Below are 19543 nucleotides of genomic sequence, written 5' to 3'. Positions count from 1 at the left end.
GGCCTACAGTGGCTGGTACCCGGTACCCCCTGGAGTCGCGCCATGAGCGTCATCACCGAGCCCACGGACCTGCTGCGCCGGCAGGACCCGCAGATGGCCGACGTACTCGCCGGTGAGGCGCGGCGACAGGCCGGGACCCTGCAGCTGATCGCCGCCGAGAACTTCACCTCTCCCGCCGTGCTCACCGCGCTCGGCTCCACCCTCGCCAACAAGTACGCCGAGGGGTACCCCGGCGCCCGCCACCACGGTGGCTGCGAGTACGCGGACCTCGCCGAGCGGATCGCCGTGCAGCGGGCCACCGCGCTCTTCGGGGCCGCGCACGCCAACGTGCAGCCGCACTCCGGCTCCGCCGCGGTGCTGGCCGCGTACGCCGCGCTGCTGCGGCCCGGGGACACGGTGCTGGCCATGGGGCTGCCGTCCGGGGGACACCTCACGCACGGCTCGCCCGCCAACTTCTCCGGGCGCTGGTTCGACTTCGTGCCCTACGGCGTGGACGCGCGGACCGGCCGCATCGACTACGAGCAGGTGCAGGAGCTCGCGCACGCGAACCGGCCCAAGGCCATCGTGTGCGGTTCCGTCTCCTACCCCCGTCACCCCGAGTACTCCGCCTTCCGGGAGATCGCCGACGAGGTCGGGGCCCATCTCATCGTGGACGCCGCCCACCCCATCGGGCTGGTCGCGGGCGGCGCGGCCCCCAGCCCCGTGCCGTACGCGGACATCGTGTGCGCCACCACCCACAAGGTGCTCCGCGGTCCCCGCGGCGGGATGATCCTGTGCGGCGAGGAGTTCGCCGAGCGGATCGACCGGGCGGTGTTCCCCTTCACCCAGGGCGGCGCCCAGATGCACACCATCGCCGCCAAGGCGGTGGCGTTCGGCGAGGCCGCCGGCACCGGGTTCACCTCCTACGCCCACCGCGTGGTCGCCAACGCGCGGGCCCTGGCCGACGCGCTCGCCGCCCGCGGGTTCGCCGTTACGACCGGGGGGACCGATACGCACCTGATCACCGCCGACCCCGCGCCGCTGGGCGTCGACGGCCCGACCGCGCGCGGCCGGCTCGCCGCCGCCGGGATCGTGCTGGACACCTGCGCCCTTCCGTACGGGGACCAGCGCGGGATCCGCCTGGGCACGGCGGCGGTGACCACGCAGGGGATGGGGGAGGCGCAGATGGGCCGGATCGCCGAACTGTTCACCGCCGCGCTGAGCGGCGGGGAGCCCGTGAAGATCCGTGGGGACGTCAATGAGCTGGTGGTCGGTTTTCCGCCGTACGGGGACGAATAGGGACGAGCGAGAGGTACCGCAACCGGGATACGGACCCCGTGCGTCCCCGACAGCGAGTACTTCGCAGCTAGTGTGTGGGGCTGAGATGGCCGGCGATACATCTGGGGCAGCCCGTGCGTGAATATCTGCTGACGCTTTGCGTCACGGTCGCGGTGACCTATCTGCTCACCGGGCCCGTGCGGAAGTTCGCGATCGCGGTCGGTGCGATGCCGGAGATCCGTGCCCGCGACGTGCACCGGGAGCCGACTCCGCGACTCGGCGGCATCGCCATGTTCGGCGGACTGTGCGCGGGCCTGCTGGTCGCCGACCACCTGCAGAACCTCAACGGCGTCTTCGAGCTGTCGAACGAGCCGCGGGCCCTGCTGTCCGGGGCGGCCCTGATCTGGCTGGTCGGCGTCCTCGACGACAAGTTCGAGCTGGACGCCCTGATCAAGCTCGGCGCCCAGATGATCTCCGCCGGCGTGATGTGCATGCAGGGCCTGACCATCCTGTGGATCCCGGTCCCGTGGATCGGGACGGTCGCCCTCACCCCGTGGCAGGGCAACCTGCTCACGGTGGCACTCGTCGTGATCACCATCAACGCGGTGAACTTCGTGGACGGCCTCGACGGCCTCGCCGCCGGCATGGTCTGCATCGCGGCCTGCGCCTTCTTCCTCTACGCGTACCGGATCTGGTTCGGCTACGGCATCGAGGCGGCGGCGCCCGCCACCCTCTTCGCCGCGATCCTGATGGGCATGTGCCTCGGCTTCCTGCCGCACAACATGCACCCGGCCCGCATCTTCATGGGCGACTCCGGCTCGATGCTCATCGGCCTGGTGCTGGCCGCCGCCGCCATCTCCATCAGCGGGCAGGTGGACCCGGACGCGATGGCGCTCTTCGCGGGCGGCGAGCGCAACGCGACGAAGGCGATGCTCCCGGTCTTCATCCCGCTGATCCTGCCCCTGACGATCATCGCGATCCCGATGGCGGACCTGGTCCTGGCCGTCGTACGGCGCACCTGGAACGGGCAGTCGCCGTTCGCCGCGGACCGCGGGCACCTGCACCACCGACTGCTGGAGCTCGGGCATTCGCACAGCCGTGCGGTGCTGATCATGTACTTCTGGTCGGGACTGATCGCCTTCGGCGTGGTGGCGTACTCGGTGCACTCCACCTCGATGTGGATCGTGCTCGCGATCGCGGCGCTGAGCGCGCTCGGCCTGCTCCTGCTCCTCCTGCCGCGCTTCTCCCCGAGGACTCCGAGCTGGGCGGAGCGACTGGTCCCGCCGCGCTACCGGCACGCGGAGCGGGCGGCCGAAGCGGCCGTGCGGGACGCCTCCGCGGTGGAGCCGGAACCGGCGCGGCCGATCGTGGCCGGTGTCTCCGGCGTCAACGGGGCGACCGCGGTGGGCCCCCGTTCGCGCTTCCCCGACCGGCGTAAGGCCGGATCCTCGCGCTGATGGCGCGGGTTCATGTCGGACATGAACCCCCTTTACCAGACAAGTGGGTTGGCTGTCTTGCACACACGGGCGGGTTAGCCCTCATGTGTGACAGTCAGCACACCCACCAGGTAAAGCTCTCATCAAATACTTTGTGATACCGTTCACTAAACCCGGCGACAGAGCCGAAGGACCGTAGTGCGACGGTCCATTGGCCCGAGGTTCCCACTCGGACCGGGCTTACGCTCGTCCCGTACGAGTCCCTTGCCCCCACCACCACGCGGAGCAAACCGCCATGCGGTCAGATGACGTCCGAACCCTTCTGCAAACCGCCGTACCCACCGCTGCCGCCGGCGCAATCGCCGCCGTCATCAGTGGTGTCGCGGTCGGTGGCAAGGGGGCCGTGGGCGCCCTCGTCGCGACGGTGGTGGTGATGCTGTTCATGGGTGGCGGGTTCCTCGTACTGCAGCGCACGGCGAGGTCCATGCCGAATCTGTTCCAGGCCATGGGGCTCTTGCTCTACACGGTCCAGATCCTGTTGCTCTTCGTCTTCCTCGCCGTGTTCAAGAACACGACGCTGTTCCACCCCAAGGCCTTCGCGATCACGCTCGTCGCCACCACCCTCGTGTGGATCGGCGCACAGGCACGTGCTCACATGAAGGCCAAGATCCTTTACGTCGAACCGGATTCGACCAAGGGCGACAAGCCCGGAAATTCGGGACCGAAGCCGTGAAGGGTAGGGGCGGGATAAGCGGGTGTTCGGGATCCTGCTATCGTCCGGTTCCAACTGCGGCAATGCGGACGCGGGCATCCGAGCTGACGCCTGCTCCATCGCGAGGCTCGATGCCTGCCCGTCGCCCCCCAATCCGAAACACCAGTCCAGTGCCGAACAGCGGCTGTGCGCCGCGCCGACACAACGAGGTTGCCGTACCTATGCGCCACGCTGAAGGAGCCCGCGGTGAGTGCTGACCCGACGACGGTGCTCGCCTTCGAGACCGATTGCCACATCTTCGATGGTTGTGGATTCCCGGCTCCCGGCCTGCACTCGTTCCTGTTCGAGCCGATCTTCGGGGACGGTGACAGCAGCTCGTACTTCAACAAGACGATGCTGCTGGCGCTGCTCGGTACGGTCGTCATCGTCGGCTTCTTCTGGGCCGCCTTCCGCAAGCCGAAGGTCGTGCCGGGCAAGCTGCAGATGGTGGCCGAGGCCGGCTATGACTTCGTGCGCCGCGGCATCGTCTACGAGACGATGGGCAAGAAGGAGGGCGAGAAGTACGTCCCCCTGATGGTCTCGCTGTTCTTCTTCGTCTGGGTCCTGAACCTCTGGTCGATCATTCCGCTCGCCCAGTTCCCGGTGACCGCGATCATCGCGTACCCGGCGGGCCTCGCGGCCATCGTCTACGTGACCTGGATGAGCGTGACCTTCAAGCGTCACGGCCTCGTCGGCGGCTTCAAGAACCTGACCGGCTACGACAAGTCGCTCGGCCCGGTCCTCCCGCTGGTCATGGTCATCGAGTTCTTCTCGAACGTCCTGGTCCGCCCCTTCACCCACGCGGTCCGACTGTTCGCGAACATGTTCGCCGGCCACACGCTGCTGCTGCTGTTCACCATCGCCAGCTGGTACCTGCTGAACGGGATCGGCATCGCGTATGCCGGCGTCTCGTTCGTCATGGTCATCGTGATGACCGCGTTCGAACTCTTCATCCAGGCTGTCCAGGCGTACGTCTTCGTCCTCCTGGCCTGCAGCTTCCTGCAGGGCGCACTCGCCGAGCACCACTGAGCCTCGGCTCGCTCCCCGCAATCCCCCCGAATCGTCCGGTGGCCAACCCCCACCGGTCCATGAAAGAGAAGGAAGAACTGGCATGTCCCAGATCCTCGCTGCCACCGAAGGCGTCACCGGCTCGCTCAGCTCTGTCGGCTACGGTCTCGCGGCCATCGGCCCGGGCGTCGGCGTCGGCATCATCTTCGGTAACGGCACCCAGGCTCTTGCCCGTCAGCCCGAGGCTGCCGGTCTGATCCGCGCCAACCAGATCCTCGGCTTCGCCTTCTGTGAGGCGCTCGCCCTCATCGGTCTGGTCATGCCGTTCGTCTACAGCTGACGAACCGCGATCACTAGTCCGAATCGACGAAAGGCACTGATGTGAACCTCCTGGTTCTCGCGGCCGATGAGGCGGAAAACCCCCTCATCCCGCCGATCCCCGAGCTCGTCATCGGTCTGATCGCCTTCGTCATCGTCTTCGGTTTCCTCGCGAAGAAGCTCCTCCCGAACATCAACAAGGTTCTGGACGAGCGCCGCGAGGCCATCGAAGGCGGTATCGAAAAGGCTGAGGCCGCTCAGACCGAGGCTCAGAGCGTTCTGGAGCAGTACAAGGCCCAGCTCGCCGAAGCCCGGCACGAGGCCGCCCGCCTGCGCCAGGACGCGCTGGAGCAGGGCACTGCGCTCAAGGAAGAACTGCGCGCAGAGGGCCAGCGGCAGCGTGAGGAGATCATCGCTGCCGGTCACGCCCAGATCGAGGCCGACCGCAAGGCCGCCTCTTCTGCGCTCCGTCAGGACGTGGGCAAGCTCGCCACCGACCTGGCCGGAAAGCTCGTCGGCGAGTCCCTTGAGGACCACGCCCGGCAGAGCCGCACGATCGACCGCTTCCTCAGCGAGCTCGAGGAGAAGGCCGAGGCCGCCCGATGAACGGAGCGAGCCGCGACGCGCTGGCCACCGCCCGCGAGCGTCTCGACGCGCTGACGGACAACACGTCCGTCGACGCGGCGAAGCTCGCCGGCGAGCTGGCGGCCGTCACCGCGCTGCTCGACCGTGAGGTCTCGCTGCGTCGGGTCATCACCGACCCGGCGCAGTCCGGCGAGGCCAAGGCCGAGCTGGCCGGCCGACTGCTGGGCGGCCAGGTGGGCGGGGAAACCCTCGACCTGGTGTCCGGCATGGTCCGGTCCCGCTGGTCGCAGTCCCGTGACCTGGTCGACTCGCTCGAGAGGCTGGCGGCCACCGCCGACCTCACGGCGGCCCAGAGCGCGGGCGCACTCGACGACGTGGAAGACGAACTGTTCCGCTTCGGCCGGATCGTCTCCTCGAGCACCGAGCTGCGCGCTGCCCTGACCGACCGGTCGGCGAGCGTCGCCGCCAAGAGCGAGCTGCTGCGCAGCCTGCTCGGCGGCAAGGCGAACGCCGTCACCGAGCGTCTGGTCACGCGTCTCGTCGCACACCCGCGGGGACGTAGCCTGGAAGCGGGCCTCGAGTCCCTTTCCACGCTCGCCGCCGAGCGCCGCAACCGCATGGTCGCCACCGTGACCACCGCGGTTCCGCTCAGCGACGTGCAGAAGCAGCGTCTCGGTGCGGTCCTGGCCAAGCTGTACGGCCGCGAGATGCACCTGAACCTGGACGTGGACCCCGAGGTCCTCGGCGGGATCTCGGTGCGTGTCGGCGACGAGGTCATCGACGGCACCATCGCGGACCGCATCGAAGAAGCGTCCCGTCGCATGGCCGGCTGACCAGCCACCAATAACAAAGCATTCCTAGCGGCCCGGTTGGGCCGTGCAGAACTTGCAGAAGATTCCTGGGGGTCGCCCCCAGACCCCTAAGAAGCTTCAGGCCCAACAAGGAGAGCAGGGAACCCAGATGGCGGAGCTCACGATCCGGCCGGAGGAGATCCGGGACGCACTGGAGAACTTTGTCCAGTCGTACCAGCCGGACGCGGCCTCGCGCGAGGAGGTCGGTACGGTCAGCGTTGCCGGCGACGGCATCGCGAAGGTGGAGGGCCTGCCCTCCGCCATGGCGAACGAGCTGCTGAAGTTCGAGGACGGGACCCTCGGTCTCGCCCTCAACCTCGACGAGCGCGAGATCGGTGCGGTCGTCCTCGGCGAGTTCAGCGGTATCGAGGAGGGCCAGCCGGTGCAGCGCACCGGTGAGGTGCTCTCCGTCGGCGTCGGCGAGGGTTACCTCGGCCGCGTTGTCGACCCGCTCGGCAACCCGATCGACGGCCTCGGCGAGATCGCGACCGAGGGCCGCCGCGCCCTCGAGCTGCAGGCCCCCGGCGTCATGGTCCGCAAGTCGGTCCACGAGCCGATGCAGACCGGCTACAAGGCGATCGACGCGATGGTGCCGGTCGGCCGTGGTCAGCGTCAGCTGATCATCGGCGACCGTCAGACCGGCAAGACCGCTCTGGCCGTCGACACGATCATCAACCAGCGCGACAACTGGCGCTCTGGCGACGTGAACAAGCAGGTCCGCTGCATCTACGTCGCCATCGGCCAGAAGGGCTCGACCATCGCGTCCGTTCGCGGCGCCCTGGAAGACGCCGGCGCGCTCGAGTACACGACGATCGTCGCTGCCCCGGCGTCCGACCCGGCCGGCTTCAAGTACCTGGCGCCGTACACCGGTTCGGCCATCGGCCAGCACTGGATGTACGCCGGCAAGCACGTCCTGATCATCTTCGACGACCTGTCGAAGCAGGCCGACGCCTACCGCGCCGTGTCGCTGCTGCTGCGCCGTCCGCCGGGCCGCGAGGCCTACCCGGGCGACGTCTTCTACCTGCACTCCCGTCTGCTGGAGCGCTGCGCCAAGCTCTCCGACGACATGGGTGCCGGTTCGATGACCGGTCTGCCGATCGTCGAGACCAAGGCGAACGACGTGTCGGCGTTCATCCCGACCAACGTCATCTCCATCACCGACGGCCAGTGCTTCCTGGAGTCCGACCTGTTCAACGCGGGCCAGCGCCCGGCGCTGAACGTCGGTATCTCGGTCTCCCGCGTCGGTGGCTCGGCCCAGCACAAGGCCATGAAGCAGGTTTCCGGCCGTCTGCGCCTGGACCTCGCCCAGTACCGCGAGCTGGAGGCGTTCGCCGCCTTCGGTTCCGACCTGGACGCCGCTTCGAAGGCATCGCTGGAGCGCGGCAAGCGTCTGGTCGAGCTACTGAAGCAGGGCCAGTACCAGCCGATGCCGGTCGAGGAGCAGGTCGTCTCCGTCTGGGCCGGTACCACCGGCAAGATGGACGACGTCCCGGTGGCCGACATCCGTCGCTTCGAGTCGGAGCTGCTGGACCACCTGCGCCTCGAGCGCAAGGAGCTCCTCACCTCCATCGCGGACGGCGGCAAGATGTCGGACGACACGCTCACCTCCATCGGTGACGCGATCGCCAACTTCAAGCGCCAGTTCGAGACCTCGGACGGCAAGCTCCTGGGCGAGGACGCGCCGGCCGTCAACGTCTCCAAGTGACGACGGAAGGGACCTGACTCATGGGAGCGCAGCTCCGGGTCTACAAGCGTCGCATCCGTGCCGTCACGGCGACCAAGAAGATCACCAAGGCGATGGAAATGATCGCCGCCTCGCGCATCGTCAAGGCGCAGCGCAAGGTGGCGGCATCGATGCCGTACGCGACCGAGCTCACCCGTGCGGTGACCGCGGTGGCGACCGGTTCGAACACCAAGCACGCCCTGACCACCGAGGTCGAGGCGCCGGTGCGAGCCGCGATCGTGCTCATCACGAGCGACCGCGGTCTGGCCGGCGGCTACTCCTCGAACGCCATCAAGCAGGCGGAGCGGCTCACCGAGCGGCTGCGCGGCGAGGGCAAGGAGGTCGACACGTACATCGTCGGCCGTAAGGGTGTCGCCTACTACGGCTTCCGCGAGCGCAAGGTCGCGGAGTCGTGGACCGGCTTCACCGACAGCCCGGCCTACGCCGACGCCAAGCGCGTCGCGGCGCCCCTGATCCAGGCCATCCAGACGGACACGGCCGAGGGCGGCGTCGACGAGCTGCACATCATCTTCACGGAATTCGTGTCGATGATGACGCAGAACGCGGTGGACGGCCGGATGCTGCCCCTTAGCCTCGACCAGGCTGCGGAGGAGAGCGGTACGAAGGGCGAGATCCTTCCGCTGTTCGACTTCGAGCCGTCGGCTGAGGACGTCCTCGACGCCCTTCTGCCGCGCTACGTCGAGAGCCGCATCTACAACGCACTGCTGCAGTCGGCCGCTTCCGAGCACGCCGCCCGCCGCCGCGCGATGAAGTCGGCCACCGACAACGCCGGGGATCTCATCAAGAGCCTCTCCCGGCTTGCCAACGCGGCCCGCCAGGCCGAAATCACCCAGGAAATCAGCGAGATCGTCGGTGGCGCGAGCGCCATGGCTGACGCGACCGCGGGGAGTGACAAGTAATGACGACCACTGTTGAGACGGCCGCCGCCACGGGCCGCGTCGCCCGGGTCATCGGCCCGGTCGTCGACGTGGAGTTCCCCGTCGACGCCATGCCCGAGATCTACAACGCCCTCAAGGTCCAGGTCGCCGACCCGGCCGAGGACGGCAAGCTCAAGACGCTGACCCTGGAAGTCGCCCAGCACCTGGGTGACGGCCTGGTCCGCACCATCTCCATGCAGCCCACCGACGGTCTGGTCCGCCAGGCCACGGTGATCAACACGGGCGAGGGCATCACCGTCCCCGTCGGTGACTTCACCAAGGGCAAGGTGTTCAACACCCTCGGTGAGGTGCTGAACTACCCGGAGGAGAACGCCAACGTCACCGAGCGCTGGCCGATCCACCGCAAGGCGCCCCGCTTCGACGAGCTCGAGTCGAAGACCGAGATGTTCGAGACCGGCGTCAAGGTCATCGACCTTCTCACCCCGTACGTCAAGGGTGGAAAGATCGGTCTGTTCGGTGGTGCCGGTGTCGGCAAGACCGTTCTGATCCAGGAAATGATCTACCGCGTCGCCAACAACCACGACGGTGTGTCGGTCTTCGCGGGCGTCGGTGAGCGTACCCGTGAGGGCAACGACCTCATCGAGGAAATGGCCGAGTCCGGCGTCATCGACAAGACGGCGCTCGTCTTCGGCCAGATGGACGAGCCCCCGGGCACCCGTCTTCGCGTCGCGCTGGCCGGTCTGACCATGGCGGAGTACTTCCGCGATGTGCAGAAGCAGGACGTGCTCTTCTTCATCGACAACATCTTCCGTTACACCCAGGCCGGTTCGGAGGTGTCGACCCTTCTGGGCCGCATGCCGTCCGCCGTGGGTTACCAGCCGAACCTGGCTGACGAGATGGGTCTGCTGCAGGAGCGCATCACGTCGACCCGCGGTCACTCGATCACCTCGATGCAGGCGATCTACGTCCCCGCGGACGACCTGACCGACCCGGCGCCGGCGACCACCTTCGCCCACCTCGACGCGACGACGGTTCTTTCCCGTCCGATCTCCGAGAAGGGCATCTACCCGGCCGTGGACCCGCTGGACTCGACGTCCCGCATCCTCGACCCGCGGTACATCGCGGCGGACCACTACGCCACCGCGATGCGCGTCAAGGGGATCCTGCAGAAGTACAAGGACCTCCAGGACATCATCGCGATCCTCGGTATCGACGAGCTGGGCGAGGAGGACAAGCTCGTTGTCCACCGTGCCCGTCGTGTCGAGCGCTTCCTGTCGCAGAACACGCACGTCGCCAAGCAGTTCACCGGCGTCGACGGTTCGGACGTTCCGCTCGAGGAGTCGATCGTGGCGTTCAACGCGATCTGCGACGGCGACTACGACCACTTCCCCGAGCAGGCGTTCTTCCTGTGCGGTGGCATTGAGGACCTCAAGGCCAACGCCAAGGAGCTGGGCGTCTCCTGAAGCCGCGCTCCTCGCGAGCACAGCTGACTGACGGAGAGGGGCGGGTGTGTCCCGTCCCTCTCCCCACGCCCATTAGAATTTGACCCAACACCCGGCCTTCCCGCCGGGTGGTGACCCGAGGAGCCACCTTGGCTGCTGAGCTGCACGTCGAGCTGGTCGCGGCGGACCGTAGCGTCTGGTCCGGCGAGGCCACCCTGGTTGTCGCCCGCACCACGTCCGGCGACATCGGCGTCATGCCCGGTCACCAGCCGCTTCTCGGTGTGCTGGAATCGGGCCCGGTGACCATCCGTACCGTTGAGGGCAACACTGTTGTCGCCGCGGTGCACGGCGGATTCATCTCGTTCGCGGACAACAAGCTGTCCCTGCTGGCCGAGATCGCCGAGCTTGCCGACGAGATCGATGTCGAGCGGGCGGAGCGGGCACTGGAGCGCGCGAAGTCGGAGACCGATGGGGCCGCCGAACGTCGCGCCGATGTCCGGCTGCGCGCGGTTTCGGGGCGCTGAGCCCCGGTACCGGTAAGAGTGTGAAACCTCAGCCGCGGTCCGGTCTGGAATATTCCAGACCAGGTCGCGGCTGAGGCGATGCAGGCCGAGCCCGGACTCCGTCCGGGAGCGCCCCCGTCGTACGCAGTATTCGATGAGCGAGGAGGTCGGTGAAAGATGCTCCTCGCTCTGCTTGTGAGCGGCCTGGTCGTAGCCCTGGTGGTGATCGGGTTGTTCGTCTTCGCGTTGCGCCGCAGGCTGATCCAGCGTTCCGGCGGCACCTTCGACTGCAGCCTGCGCTGGGGCGTGGCCGAAGAGCTCGACATCTCCGGCAAGGGCTGGGTGTACGGGGTCGCGCGCTACAGCGGTGACCGCATCGACTGGTTCCGCGTCTTCAGTTACTCCCCCCGGCCGCGCCGGCTGCTGGAGCGGTCCTCCATCGAGGTCATCGCCCGCCGCGCTCCCGAGGGCGAGGAGGAGCTGGCCCTGCTGTCCGATGCCGTCGTGCTCCGCTGTCGCCACCGGGGGACCCGGCTGGAGCTGGCGATGAGCGATGACGCGCTGACCGGCTTCCTGGCGTGGCTCGAAGCGGCGCCTCCCGGGCAGAGGGTGAACGTCGCCTGAGGCCCGGCGGCGCCGGTGTGTCCCCGCCGGACGGAGTCCGGCGCAGCGCCGCGAAGCCGGGGAGGCCCCCGGGGCCGAGCCGTGCGAGCGGCGCGTGAAGAAGGAGAAGCCGGGGAGACGGGGGCGGACCCGTCTCCCCGGCTTCGTCTTTCACCGGGCCGGCGCGCGGCGCCTACTGCAGGCCGGTGTGGATCGCGGTGGCGAGCTCGCCATTCGCGGTGTCACCGCTGAACTCCCAGGAGAAGGCGCCCCTGAGGCCCTGCTGCTTCACCCAGCTCATCTTGCCCCCGATGGTGGCGGGGGTGTCGTAGCTCCACCAGTTGCTGCCGCACTTGGCGTACGCCGTGCCGGCGATGGTGCCGGTCGACGGGCAGCTGCCCTTGAGCACCTTGTAGTCCTCGATGCCCTGCTCGTAGGTGCCGGGGGCCGGTCCGGTGGCGGTGCCGCCGGGGGTCGCCTGGGTGACGCCGGTCCAGCCGCGGCCGTAGAAGCCGATGCCGAGGTTGAGCTTGGATCCGGCGATGCCCTTGCCCTTGAGCTTGGTGATCGCGGCCTCGGAGTTGAAGCCGGCGATCGGGATGCCGGTGTACGAGGTGAGCGGGGAGTGCGGGGCCGTGGGGCCCTTGGCGTCCCACGCGCCGAAGAAGTCGTAGGTCATGACGTTGTAGAAGTCGACGTACTGGGCCGCGCCCGCGTAGTCGGCGAGGTCGAGCTTGCCGCCGTTGGAGCCGTCGGCGGAGATCGCGGCGGTCACCAGGTTGCTGCCGCCGAACTTCGTGCGCAGTGCGGAGAGGACGTTCTTCAGGGAGGCGGCCCCGCTGGTGTCGCAGGAGAGGCCGCAGGCGTTCGGGTACTCCCAGTCGATGTCGATGCCGTCGAAGACGTCGGCCCAGCGCGGGTCCTCGACCAGGTCGTAGCAGGACTGGGCGAAGGCGGCGGGGTTGGCCGCGGCCTGGCCGAAGCCGCCGGACCAGGTCCAGCCGCCGAAGGAGTACAGGACCTTGATGTTCGGGTACTTCTTCTTCAGCTGGCGCAGCTGGTTGAAGTTGCCCGCCACCGGCTGGTCCCAGGTGTCGGCGACACCGGAGACGCTGGAGGAGGCGTCGTAGGTCTTCTGGTAGTCGGCGTAGGCGTCACCGATGGTGCACTTGCCGCCCTGGACGTTGCCGAAGGCGTAGTTGATGTGCGTGATCTTCGAGGCGGTGCCCGAGGTGACCAGGTTCTTCACGTGGTAGTTGCGCTGGTAGACGCCCCAGTCGGTGAAGTAGCCGAGCTTGACGGTGGAGCCCGGGTTGCCCGGGTCGGGCGGGGTGGTGCCTCCCGTGGTCGTCACCGACAGGGTGCCGGAGGAGGGCCCGGTCTGGTCGATGGTGTCGCGGGCGGTGACGGTGTACTGGTACGTGGTGCCCTTGGTCAGGCCCGAGTCGGTGTACGAGGGGGTGGTGACCGTGGCGATCTTGACTCCGCCGCGGTGGACGTCGTAGTTCTTGACGCCCTTGTCGTCGGTGGCCGCCGACCAGCCGAGGGTCAGCCCGGTGTCCGTGACGCCGCTGGCCGTGGGGGTGCCGGGGGCGCCGGGCGGGTTGTCGGTGGGGGTGGTGGTGCCGTCGCAGGAGCCGCCGTTGACCTTGCAGCCGGCGGGAGCGCCGGGGCCCGTGCCGTTGAAGCCGAAGCTGATGGTGGCGCCCGGGGCGAGGGTCCCGTTCCAGCCGACGTTCTTTCCGGTCCAGTGGGTGCCCGAGCTGGTGACGGTGGCGTCCCAGGCGGAGGTGACGGCGGTGCCGGACGGGTAGTCCCACTCCACGGTCCAGCTGCTGAGGGTGGTCGTGCCGGTGTTCTTCACCGTCCACTTGCCCTCGAAGCCGGAGCCCCAGTCGGAGACCTTGGTGTACGTCGCGGTCGCCGAGGCCGCGGCCTCGGCGGGGGCGGCGATGGCCACCAGTGCGGCGAGGGGCAGGGTGAGCACGGCCAGGGCGGCCGCCACTCTTCGGAAAAACGGTGCGCGTCGTGGGGGTGCTGTGCTCAAGGGTGCTCCTCCGAGGTCCGTCGCGGCCGTGGGGACGGCCGCGGCATGGGGTGGGACCTGCGCCGCCCGTGAGCGGGCCCGACATGATTTTTTGTCATGGCACGCTCACCACAGTTGTGCGTGAGAGTAGAAAGGTCTGGACCAACCGTCAAGAGGTCCAGACCTTCCATGGGCAACCTCGAATGCACTTCCAGCCGGATTCGACTGGGCGCCCAACTCCTGCGCCCCTACGGCCGCTTGGACCATCATGAGGTGGGGCACCGCCGGGAGATCTACCGGCGGTGCCGACCTCCCGAGGCCGCTGGGCGGTGGTCAGCGTTCGCCGCCGGGGACCCAGAGGACGTCCCCGACCTCCTTGTTGGCCGTACGGGCCAGGATGAAGAGGAGGTCGGAGAGGCGGTTGAGGTAGGTGGCCGTCAACGGGTTCATCACGTCGCCGTGCGCCTCCAGCGCCGCCCAGGTGGAGCGCTCCGCGCGGCGGACCACCGTGCAGGCCTGGTGGAGCAGGGCCGCGCCCGGGGCGCCGCCGGGGAGGATGAAGCTGCGGAGCTTCTCCAGCTCCTCGTTGAAGCGGTCGCAGTCAGCCTCCAGCTTGTCGACGTAGAACTGCTCGACGCGCAGCGGAGGGTACTGCGGCTCCTCGACGACCGGCGTGCACAGGTCCGCGCCGACATCGAACAGGTCGTTCTGCACCCGGACCAGGACCTTCATGACATCGGCGGACAGTCCGCCCAGTGCGATCGCCGTTCCGATGGCCGCGTTGGCCTCGTTGGCGTCGGCGTAGGCGGAGATCCGCAGGTCGGTCTTGGCGGTCCGGCTCATGTCGCCGAGGGCCGTCGTGCCCTTGTCGCCGGTGCGGGTGTAGATGCGCGTGAGGTTCACCATGCCGTCAGCGTAGTTGGGGACGAAGGAGCGCGCGGGCCAACTGGAGGGCCCTGGCGCGCTGCTGAGCCGTACCGGTGTGATGTCCGTCATCTGAGACGTGACGCGTGTTACTTCGCGGTCACACCGCCCCCCACGGGCGCTAGTCTCCGCCGGAGAAGGTGCGCGACCGTTCCGTATCGAGGGCCGTGCCGTACCGAAGGCCGTGTCGTATTGAAGAGCGTGGGGTGTGCAGTGGCTGGGAAGCTCGCCGTCATCGGTGCCGGACTGATGGGTTCCGGAATCGCGCAGGTCTCCGCTCAGGCGGGTTGGGACGTCGTGCTGCGCGATGTCACCGACGCCGCGCTGACCCGGGGCACCGACGGGATCAAGGCCTCGTACGACAAGTTCGTCTCGAAGGGCAAGCTGACCGCCGAGGACGCCGAGGCCGCGCTGGCCCGCATCACCACGAGCACCGACATGGAAGCGGTCGCCGACGCCGACATCGTCGTCGAGGCCGTCTTCGAGAAGCTGGAGGTCAAGCACGAGATCTTCCGCGCGCTCGACAAGCTCGTGCGCGAGGACGCGATCCTCGCCTCCAACACCTCGGCCATCCCGATCACCAAGATCGCGGCCGTGACCGAGCGTCCGGAGCGGGTCGTCGGCGCGCACTTCTTCTCGCCCGTCCCGATGATGCAGCTGTGCGAGCTCGTGCGCGGCTACAAGACGAGCGATGAAACGCTCGCCACCACCCGCGCGTTCGCCGAGTCCGTGGGCAAGACCTGCATCGTGGTCAACCGCGACGTGGCCGGTTTCGTGACGACCCGTCTGATCTCCGCGCTGGTCGTCGAAGCCGCCAAACTGTACGAATCGGGCGTCGCGTCCGCCGAGGACATCGACATCGCCTGCAAGCTCGGCTTCGGTCACGCCATGGGCCCGCTGGCCACCGCCGACCTCACCGGCGTCGACATCCTGCTGCACGCCACCAGCAACATCTACACCGAATGCCAGGACGAGAAGTTCGCGCCGCCGGAGCTGATGCGCCGCATGGTGGACGCGGGCGACATCGGCCGCAAGAGCGGTCAGGGCTTCTACAAGCACTGAACCGTGGCCAGGCGCGGGCGCCGGGCCGGAACGGTGCGTTCGAACACCGTTCTTCACCCCTCGGGGTGAATTAGGTATCGGTTCGCTCACGGTCGGCAACTTCCCTGCCCCGGAGGCAGTCAGTTGCATTGAGAGTTGCCGATCACGGACCAGTCGGACCATACGTACGCAGTACCGCACTGCCGGGAGCACACATGCACATCAGGGGCGATCACGCCCAACTCGCAGTCGGGGGCCGCCTCGACGTGCGCAGCGCGGCGGACGCCCGTACGGCCCTGCACACCGCCCTCGACGACGGTCACGGCGACCTCGTGCTGGACCTCACCGGGCTCGACTCCTGGGACGCGACCGGCCTCGGCGTGATCATGGGCGCACACCGCCGGGCCGGCCGGACCGGGCGGCGGCTCGTCCTGCGCGGGGTTCCTCCGCAGATGCAGCGACTGCTCGTCGCCACCCGCCTGCACCGGATCCTCGCGATCGAGGGCGGCCTCGAAGCGGAGTCCCTGCCGCGCGTCTGATCCGTGGACCTGGGGTTTACACAACCTGCGGAAACGTAACGGTCCGGTGGTGAAGGCACCCCGGCCGTTCCCGCGCGGCCGGGCACGGTCTAGGGTTCGGGCGGAAACCGGACCAGTAGCGACAGCGGCGTGAGCGAAGGCCGGGCAGCAGACGGCGACGACGGCGCAGGGCGCGATCGGGGGACTTGGTCATGGACCGCACTCAGGGGCAGGCTGCCGAGACGGCGGAAGCACCCGCACGGGTCGTGACGCTGACCGCCGGGGACTTCACCCTCACGGTGAACCCCGTCGACGGCAGCGAGATCGAGCCGACCCACCGCCCCGGCGGCGAGCCCGCCCGCCTTCCGGCCAAGCGCACCCCCGCCGCCCGCACCTCGGCCGCGGCCGCGGCACGGCCCCCCGTACCGCCGGGCGCCCCGGCGGGCCCGCGCCGGCTGCTCGGCCGCGAGGAGGAGCGCGAACGCCTCGTACTGCTCCTCGGGCGCGGCCGCTCCGTACGCCTGACCGGACCGCCCGGATCCGGGCGCACGGCGCTGCTCGACTCCGTCGCCGAGGCCTGCCACGACATGGCCCCCGACGGAGTCGTACGGCTCTCCGCGCACGGGCACCAGCAGGCCGGCGAGCTGCTCCACGCCCTGTACGCGGCCGTCTACGAGGCCCCGGCGGAGCGGCCGGACCGGACCGGACTCCTCGCCCGGGTACGGCGGATCGGAGCCGTCGTCCTCCTCGACGACCTCGACATGGGCGGCCCCGCGCTCGACGAACTGCTGCGAGCCACGCCGGAGTGCGCCTACCTGCTGGCCGCCACCCCCGACACCCGGGCCCCCTCGGACGATTCGCACCTGGAACAGGTGTTCCTCGGCGGACTGGCCCGCACCGACTGCGTGGCCCTGCTCGAGGAGGGCATCGGGCGCCCCCTGACCGAGGAGGAAACGGCCTGGGCGGGGGACCTGCGCTTCGCCTCCGAAGGGCTGCCGCTGCGCTTCGTACAGGCCGCCGCGCTGCTGCGCCGGCGCGACGAGCTGAACCGGGCGGACGGCGTGGACGAGGACGAGGAGCCCGGCGTCTTCGAGGAGCGCCCGCGCGACGCGTCCTTCGTACCGCTGCCCACCCTCGCCGAGGGCGCCGCCCCGGCGGAACTGCTGGCCTCCCGGGTCAGCGAGTCGGCGCGGGCCGCGCTGCGGATCGCCTGCGCGCTGGGCGGGGAGCTGCCGCACCACGCGCACCTGCCGGCGCTGGTCGGCGACACGCACGCCGACCTGGCCGTGGGGGAGCTGCTCGCCTGCGGGCTGCTGACCCCCGTCGGGACGCGCTACCGGCTGGCCGCCGGGGTCGCCCGGCAGCTGGAGGAGGCCGGGTACGGGGACTCCGCGGCCGAGGGGGCCCGTACGGCCGCCCGGCACTACGCCTGGTGGACCGGGCACACCTCGGTGACCCCGGAACGGATCGCGGCCGAGGCCGACGCCGTGCTCGCGGCGCTGGCCGGGGCCGACGTCGTGGCCGCGGTGCTGCTGGCCCGGACGGCGGCCCCGGCGTTCGCGGCCTCGCTGCACTGGGAGGCGTGGGAGCGGGTGCTGCGCTCCGGCGCGGAGGCCGCGCGCAAGGCGGGAGAGGTCGCGGAGCAGGCGTACTTCCACCACGAACTCGGGGTACTGGCCCTGTGCGAGGGACGGCTCGACCGGGCGCGGGCGGAGCTGGAGGCCTCGATCGGGCTGCGCGGGGCCCTCGCCGACAAGCGGGGGACCGTCGCGGGGCGGCGTGCGCTGGCGCTGGTCACCGACCGGGAGAAAGCGGGGGTGAAGGTGTCGCCGCCGCTGCGGTTGGCTCCGCCGAGCGCGGCGGGGGGCGGGACGGCGGCTGAGGCCGGAACGGCGGCCGGGTCCGGGTCTGCGGCTCGGGCGGGAACGGCGGCCGGGTCTGCGGCCGGGGCGGGAACGGCTGCTGGGTCTACGGCCGGGGCGGGAACGGCGGCTGGGTCCGGGTCCGCGGCGGGGTCCGCGGCCGCGCAGCCCCGTACCGTGCCCGGGGCCGGTTCCGTACCCGGGGCCGCGGGCCCGGCTTCGCTTCCGGCTTCCGCCGGGGCTCTGGTGAAGCCCTTGGGCGCGGCGGCTCCGCAGGGGTCCGCGGGTGCGTCGGTTCCGCGGGGCCCGGTGGCTCCGGGAGCCCCGGTGGCTCCGGGAGCCCCGGTGGCGCCGGGAGCTTCGGAAGCGGCGACCACGGTCATACCCGCCATCGCGCCGCCGGGTTCGGTCTCGCCCGTGACGCTGGCGGAGGTGTTCGAGAACGCGTTCCCCCTCGCCCCGGAGCCGGAGCCGGAGCCGGTCCCGTTTCCCGCCAAGCCGCAGCCCGAGCGGGAGTCCCACCGCAAGCCGATCCTGCTGGCCGCGGCCGGGGCACTGGCCGTGGTGGTGATCGGCACGGTGGTCGCGCTGGCGATGGCCTCGTCCGAGGACGCGCCGCCGCCCCCGGTGCGGGGTCCGGGCGTCTCGGTCACCCCGACCACGCCGGAGTCGCACACCGCCCCCAGCGAGCCGGGCCCGAGCGGGAACGATCCTGTCGCACCGGATCCGCAGACCTCGGCCCCCGCCCAGGCGGAGCCGAGTACGGGCCCGTCGCCGCGGAAGACCCCGTCGCGCAAGCCTTCGCCGACCCCGCGGTCGTCGAGTCCGGGGAACCCGCCTCCGCCGCCGTCGTCTTCGAGCCCGTCCTCGCCGTCACCGATCACGTCGGAGCCCACGAGCGCGGCTCCGACCCCCCCGACGTCCGATCCCACGACATCGACGGGGCCGTCGGGAACGGCGGGGTCGGGGAACTGACGGGTCGGGTCGCGGTCGAACCGGCCGAACCGCCCCGACCGGTCGGGGCGCCGGTCGAACCGACCCGTTCTCCGCCCCGCCGCGCCCCTCGTGCCCGTCAGAACAGGCGGAGCTTGTCGTCCTCGATGCCGCGCATGGCGTTGTAGTCGAGGACGACGCACTCCATGCCGCGGTCCGTCGCCAGGACGCGGGCCTGGGGCTTGATCTCCTGGGCCGCGAAGATGCCCTTGACGGGCGCCAGGTGCGGATCGCGGTTCAGCAGCTCCAGGTAGCGCGTGAGCTGCTCGACGCCGTCGATCTCGCCGCGCCGCTTGATCTCCACGGCCACCGTCGCGCCGCCGCCGTCCCGGCACAGGATGTCCACGGGGCCGATCGCCGTCATGTACTCGCGGCGGATCAGCGTGTACCCCTCGCCGAGGGTGTCGATCCGGTCGGCCAGGAGTTCCTGCAGGTGGGCCTCGACGCCGTCCTTGATCAGGCCGGGGTCGATGCCGAGCTCGTGCGAGGAGTCGTGGAGGACCTCCTCCATGGTGATGATGAGCTTCTCGCCCGCCTTGTTGACGACCGTCCAGACGCCGGCTTCGTCACCGCTCCCCTCCTTGAGGGTGCACGGCGGCGACATCCAGTTGAGCGGTTTGTACGCCCGGTCGTCCGCGTGGATCGAGACACTGCCGTCGGCCTTCACGAGGATCAGACGGGGTGCCGAGGGCAGATGGGCGGTGAGCCGGCCCGCATAGTCGACGGAGCAACGGGCAATGACGAGACGCATGGTCGGCAACGCTACTCGACGAGAAGGCCCGCACGCGATTCGCCCCCGAAAG

General features: G+C 69.7%; 18 protein-coding genes. 15 read left to right on the top strand and 3 right to left on the bottom strand.

Annotation, left to right across the window (positions count from 1 at the left end; all coding sequences use genetic code 11):
• The first annotated feature begins 42 nt into the window (after nt 1-42).
• The 12 genes from glyA (at nt 43) to J7E97_RS30445 (ending at nt 11397) form a co-directional block, all read left to right on the top strand.
• Entirely contained in the window at nt 43-1278 is a 1236-nt protein-coding gene (glyA, locus tag J7E97_RS30500) for a serine hydroxymethyltransferase (protein ID WP_215034019.1), read from the top strand.
• A 101-nt stretch (nt 1279-1379) separates the two neighbouring features.
• A complete protein-coding gene (locus tag J7E97_RS30495) occupies nt 1380-2714 on the top strand; it encodes an MraY family glycosyltransferase (RefSeq protein ID WP_215034063.1) in 1335 nt (444 codons plus the stop codon).
• Between the two features lie 274 nt (nt 2715-2988).
• Nucleotides 2989-3426: a hypothetical protein gene (locus J7E97_RS30490; RefSeq protein WP_215034017.1), complete on the top strand. Its 438-nt coding sequence runs from the start codon at nt 2989-2991 to the stop codon at nt 3424-3426.
• A 210-nt stretch (nt 3427-3636) separates the two neighbouring features.
• Entirely contained in the window at nt 3637-4473 is an 837-nt protein-coding gene (gene atpB, locus J7E97_RS30485) for a F0F1 ATP synthase subunit A (RefSeq protein ID WP_215034061.1), read from the top strand.
• 82 nt (nt 4474-4555) lie between these two features.
• On the top strand, nt 4556-4792 hold the full coding sequence (locus J7E97_RS30480) for an ATP synthase subunit C (RefSeq protein ID WP_008738174.1): 237 nt from the start codon (nt 4556-4558) through the stop codon (nt 4790-4792).
• A 41-nt stretch (nt 4793-4833) separates the two neighbouring features.
• The gene (locus tag J7E97_RS30475) at nt 4834-5376 is read left to right on the top strand and encodes a F0F1 ATP synthase subunit B (protein WP_215034015.1); all 543 of its coding nucleotides are present in this window, start codon (nt 4834-4836) and stop codon (nt 5374-5376) included.
• Nucleotides 5373-6188 (top strand): F0F1 ATP synthase subunit delta, encoded by an 816-nt coding sequence (locus tag J7E97_RS30470; protein ID WP_215034013.1) that lies wholly within the window; start codon nt 5373-5375, stop codon nt 6186-6188. The genes J7E97_RS30475 and J7E97_RS30470 overlap by 4 nt, the downstream gene beginning before the upstream one ends.
• A gap of 127 nt (nt 6189-6315) precedes the next feature.
• On the top strand, nt 6316-7911 hold the full coding sequence (gene atpA, locus J7E97_RS30465; RefSeq protein ID WP_215034011.1) for a F0F1 ATP synthase subunit alpha: 1596 nt from the start codon (nt 6316-6318) through the stop codon (nt 7909-7911).
• Nucleotides 7912-7931: 20 nt separating this feature from the next.
• The gene (locus J7E97_RS30460) at nt 7932-8849 is read left to right on the top strand and encodes a F0F1 ATP synthase subunit gamma (protein WP_215034009.1); all 918 of its coding nucleotides are present in this window, start codon (nt 7932-7934) and stop codon (nt 8847-8849) included.
• Complete coding sequence (gene atpD / locus J7E97_RS30455; RefSeq protein ID WP_215034007.1) at nt 8849-10291, top strand: F0F1 ATP synthase subunit beta; 1443 nt, start codon at nt 8849-8851, stop codon at nt 10289-10291. The genes J7E97_RS30460 and atpD overlap by 1 nt, the downstream gene beginning before the upstream one ends.
• Nucleotides 10292-10419: 128 nt before the next feature.
• Entirely contained in the window at nt 10420-10794 is a 375-nt protein-coding gene (locus J7E97_RS30450) for a F0F1 ATP synthase subunit epsilon (RefSeq protein WP_215034005.1), read from the top strand.
• A gap of 156 nt (nt 10795-10950) precedes the next feature.
• Nucleotides 10951-11397 carry a DUF2550 domain-containing protein gene (locus J7E97_RS30445; RefSeq protein WP_215034003.1) on the top strand — a complete coding sequence of 149 codons (447 nt, stop codon included), beginning with the start codon at nt 10951-10953 and terminating at the stop codon, nt 11395-11397.
• Nucleotides 11398-11569: 172 nt separating this feature from the next.
• Here J7E97_RS30445 and J7E97_RS30440 read toward each other — a convergent pair whose 3' ends face one another.
• Both J7E97_RS30440 and J7E97_RS30435 read right to left on the bottom strand, forming a co-directional pair.
• Nucleotides 11570-13423 carry a glycoside hydrolase family 18 chitinase gene (locus J7E97_RS30440; RefSeq protein WP_215034001.1) on the bottom strand — a complete coding sequence of 618 codons (1854 nt, stop codon included), beginning with the start codon at nt 13421-13423 and terminating at the stop codon, nt 11570-11572.
• A gap of 312 nt (nt 13424-13735) precedes the next feature.
• Nucleotides 13736-14308 carry a cob(I)yrinic acid a,c-diamide adenosyltransferase gene (locus J7E97_RS30435; RefSeq protein ID WP_215033999.1) on the bottom strand — a complete coding sequence of 191 codons (573 nt, stop codon included), beginning with the start codon at nt 14306-14308 and terminating at the stop codon, nt 13736-13738.
• A 231-nt stretch (nt 14309-14539) separates the two neighbouring features.
• Between J7E97_RS30435 and J7E97_RS30430 the strand changes: the two genes are divergently transcribed.
• From J7E97_RS30430 to J7E97_RS30420, 3 genes are all read left to right on the top strand, one after another.
• Nucleotides 14540-15388, top strand: coding sequence for a 3-hydroxyacyl-CoA dehydrogenase family protein (locus J7E97_RS30430; RefSeq protein ID WP_215033997.1), 849 nt, complete (start codon nt 14540-14542; stop codon nt 15386-15388).
• A 194-nt stretch (nt 15389-15582) separates the two neighbouring features.
• Nucleotides 15583-15906, top strand: a complete 324-nt coding sequence (locus tag J7E97_RS30425) for an STAS domain-containing protein (RefSeq protein ID WP_215033995.1) — start codon at nt 15583-15585, stop codon at nt 15904-15906.
• 191 nt (nt 15907-16097) lie between these two features.
• Entirely contained in the window at nt 16098-18722 is a 2625-nt protein-coding gene (locus J7E97_RS30420) for an ATP-binding protein (RefSeq protein WP_215033993.1), read from the top strand.
• 97 nt (nt 18723-18819) lie between these two features.
• On the opposite strand, the gene nucS is transcribed toward J7E97_RS30420, so the two are convergent.
• Complete coding sequence (gene nucS / locus J7E97_RS30415; protein ID WP_215033991.1) at nt 18820-19491, bottom strand: endonuclease NucS; 672 nt, start codon at nt 19489-19491, stop codon at nt 18820-18822.
• Nucleotides 19492-19543: the final 52 nt, after the last annotated feature.

Source organism: Streptomyces sp. ISL-66, from assembly GCF_018614135.1.
In the GTDB taxonomy this organism is placed as follows: domain Bacteria; phylum Actinomycetota; class Actinomycetes; order Streptomycetales; family Streptomycetaceae; genus Streptomyces.
The sequence above is the reverse complement of the archived record's forward strand: the minus strand, read 5'-3'. Positions and strand labels throughout refer to the sequence as shown.

What these genes read in the sequence shown, in the direction of transcription:
- atpD (WP_215034007.1), top strand. Translation starts at nt 8,849, where the DNA reads ATGACGACCACTGTTGAGACGGCCGCCGCCACGGGCCGCGTCGCCCGG.
- J7E97_RS30460 (WP_215034009.1), top strand. Translation starts at nt 7,932, where the DNA reads ATGGGAGCGCAGCTCCGGGTCTACAAGCGTCGCATCCGTGCCGTCACG.
- J7E97_RS30480 (WP_008738174.1), top strand. Translation starts at nt 4,556, where the DNA reads ATGTCCCAGATCCTCGCTGCCACCGAAGGCGTCACCGGCTCGCTCAGC.
- nucS (WP_215033991.1), bottom strand. Translation starts at nt 19,491, where the DNA reads ATGCGTCTCGTCATTGCCCGTTGCTCCGTCGACTATGCGGGCCGGCTC.
- J7E97_RS30420 (WP_215033993.1), top strand. Translation starts at nt 16,098, where the DNA reads ATGGACCGCACTCAGGGGCAGGCTGCCGAGACGGCGGAAGCACCCGCA.
- glyA (WP_215034019.1), top strand. Translation starts at nt 43, where the DNA reads ATGAGCGTCATCACCGAGCCCACGGACCTGCTGCGCCGGCAGGACCCG.
- J7E97_RS30425 (WP_215033995.1), top strand. Translation starts at nt 15,583, where the DNA reads ATGCACATCAGGGGCGATCACGCCCAACTCGCAGTCGGGGGCCGCCTC.
- J7E97_RS30490 (WP_215034017.1), top strand. Translation starts at nt 2,989, where the DNA reads ATGCGGTCAGATGACGTCCGAACCCTTCTGCAAACCGCCGTACCCACC.
- atpA (WP_215034011.1), top strand. Translation starts at nt 6,316, where the DNA reads ATGGCGGAGCTCACGATCCGGCCGGAGGAGATCCGGGACGCACTGGAG.
- J7E97_RS30435 (WP_215033999.1), bottom strand. Translation starts at nt 14,308, where the DNA reads ATGGTGAACCTCACGCGCATCTACACCCGCACCGGCGACAAGGGCACG.
- J7E97_RS30445 (WP_215034003.1), top strand. Translation starts at nt 10,951, where the DNA reads ATGCTCCTCGCTCTGCTTGTGAGCGGCCTGGTCGTAGCCCTGGTGGTG.
- J7E97_RS30470 (WP_215034013.1), top strand. Translation starts at nt 5,373, where the DNA reads ATGAACGGAGCGAGCCGCGACGCGCTGGCCACCGCCCGCGAGCGTCTC.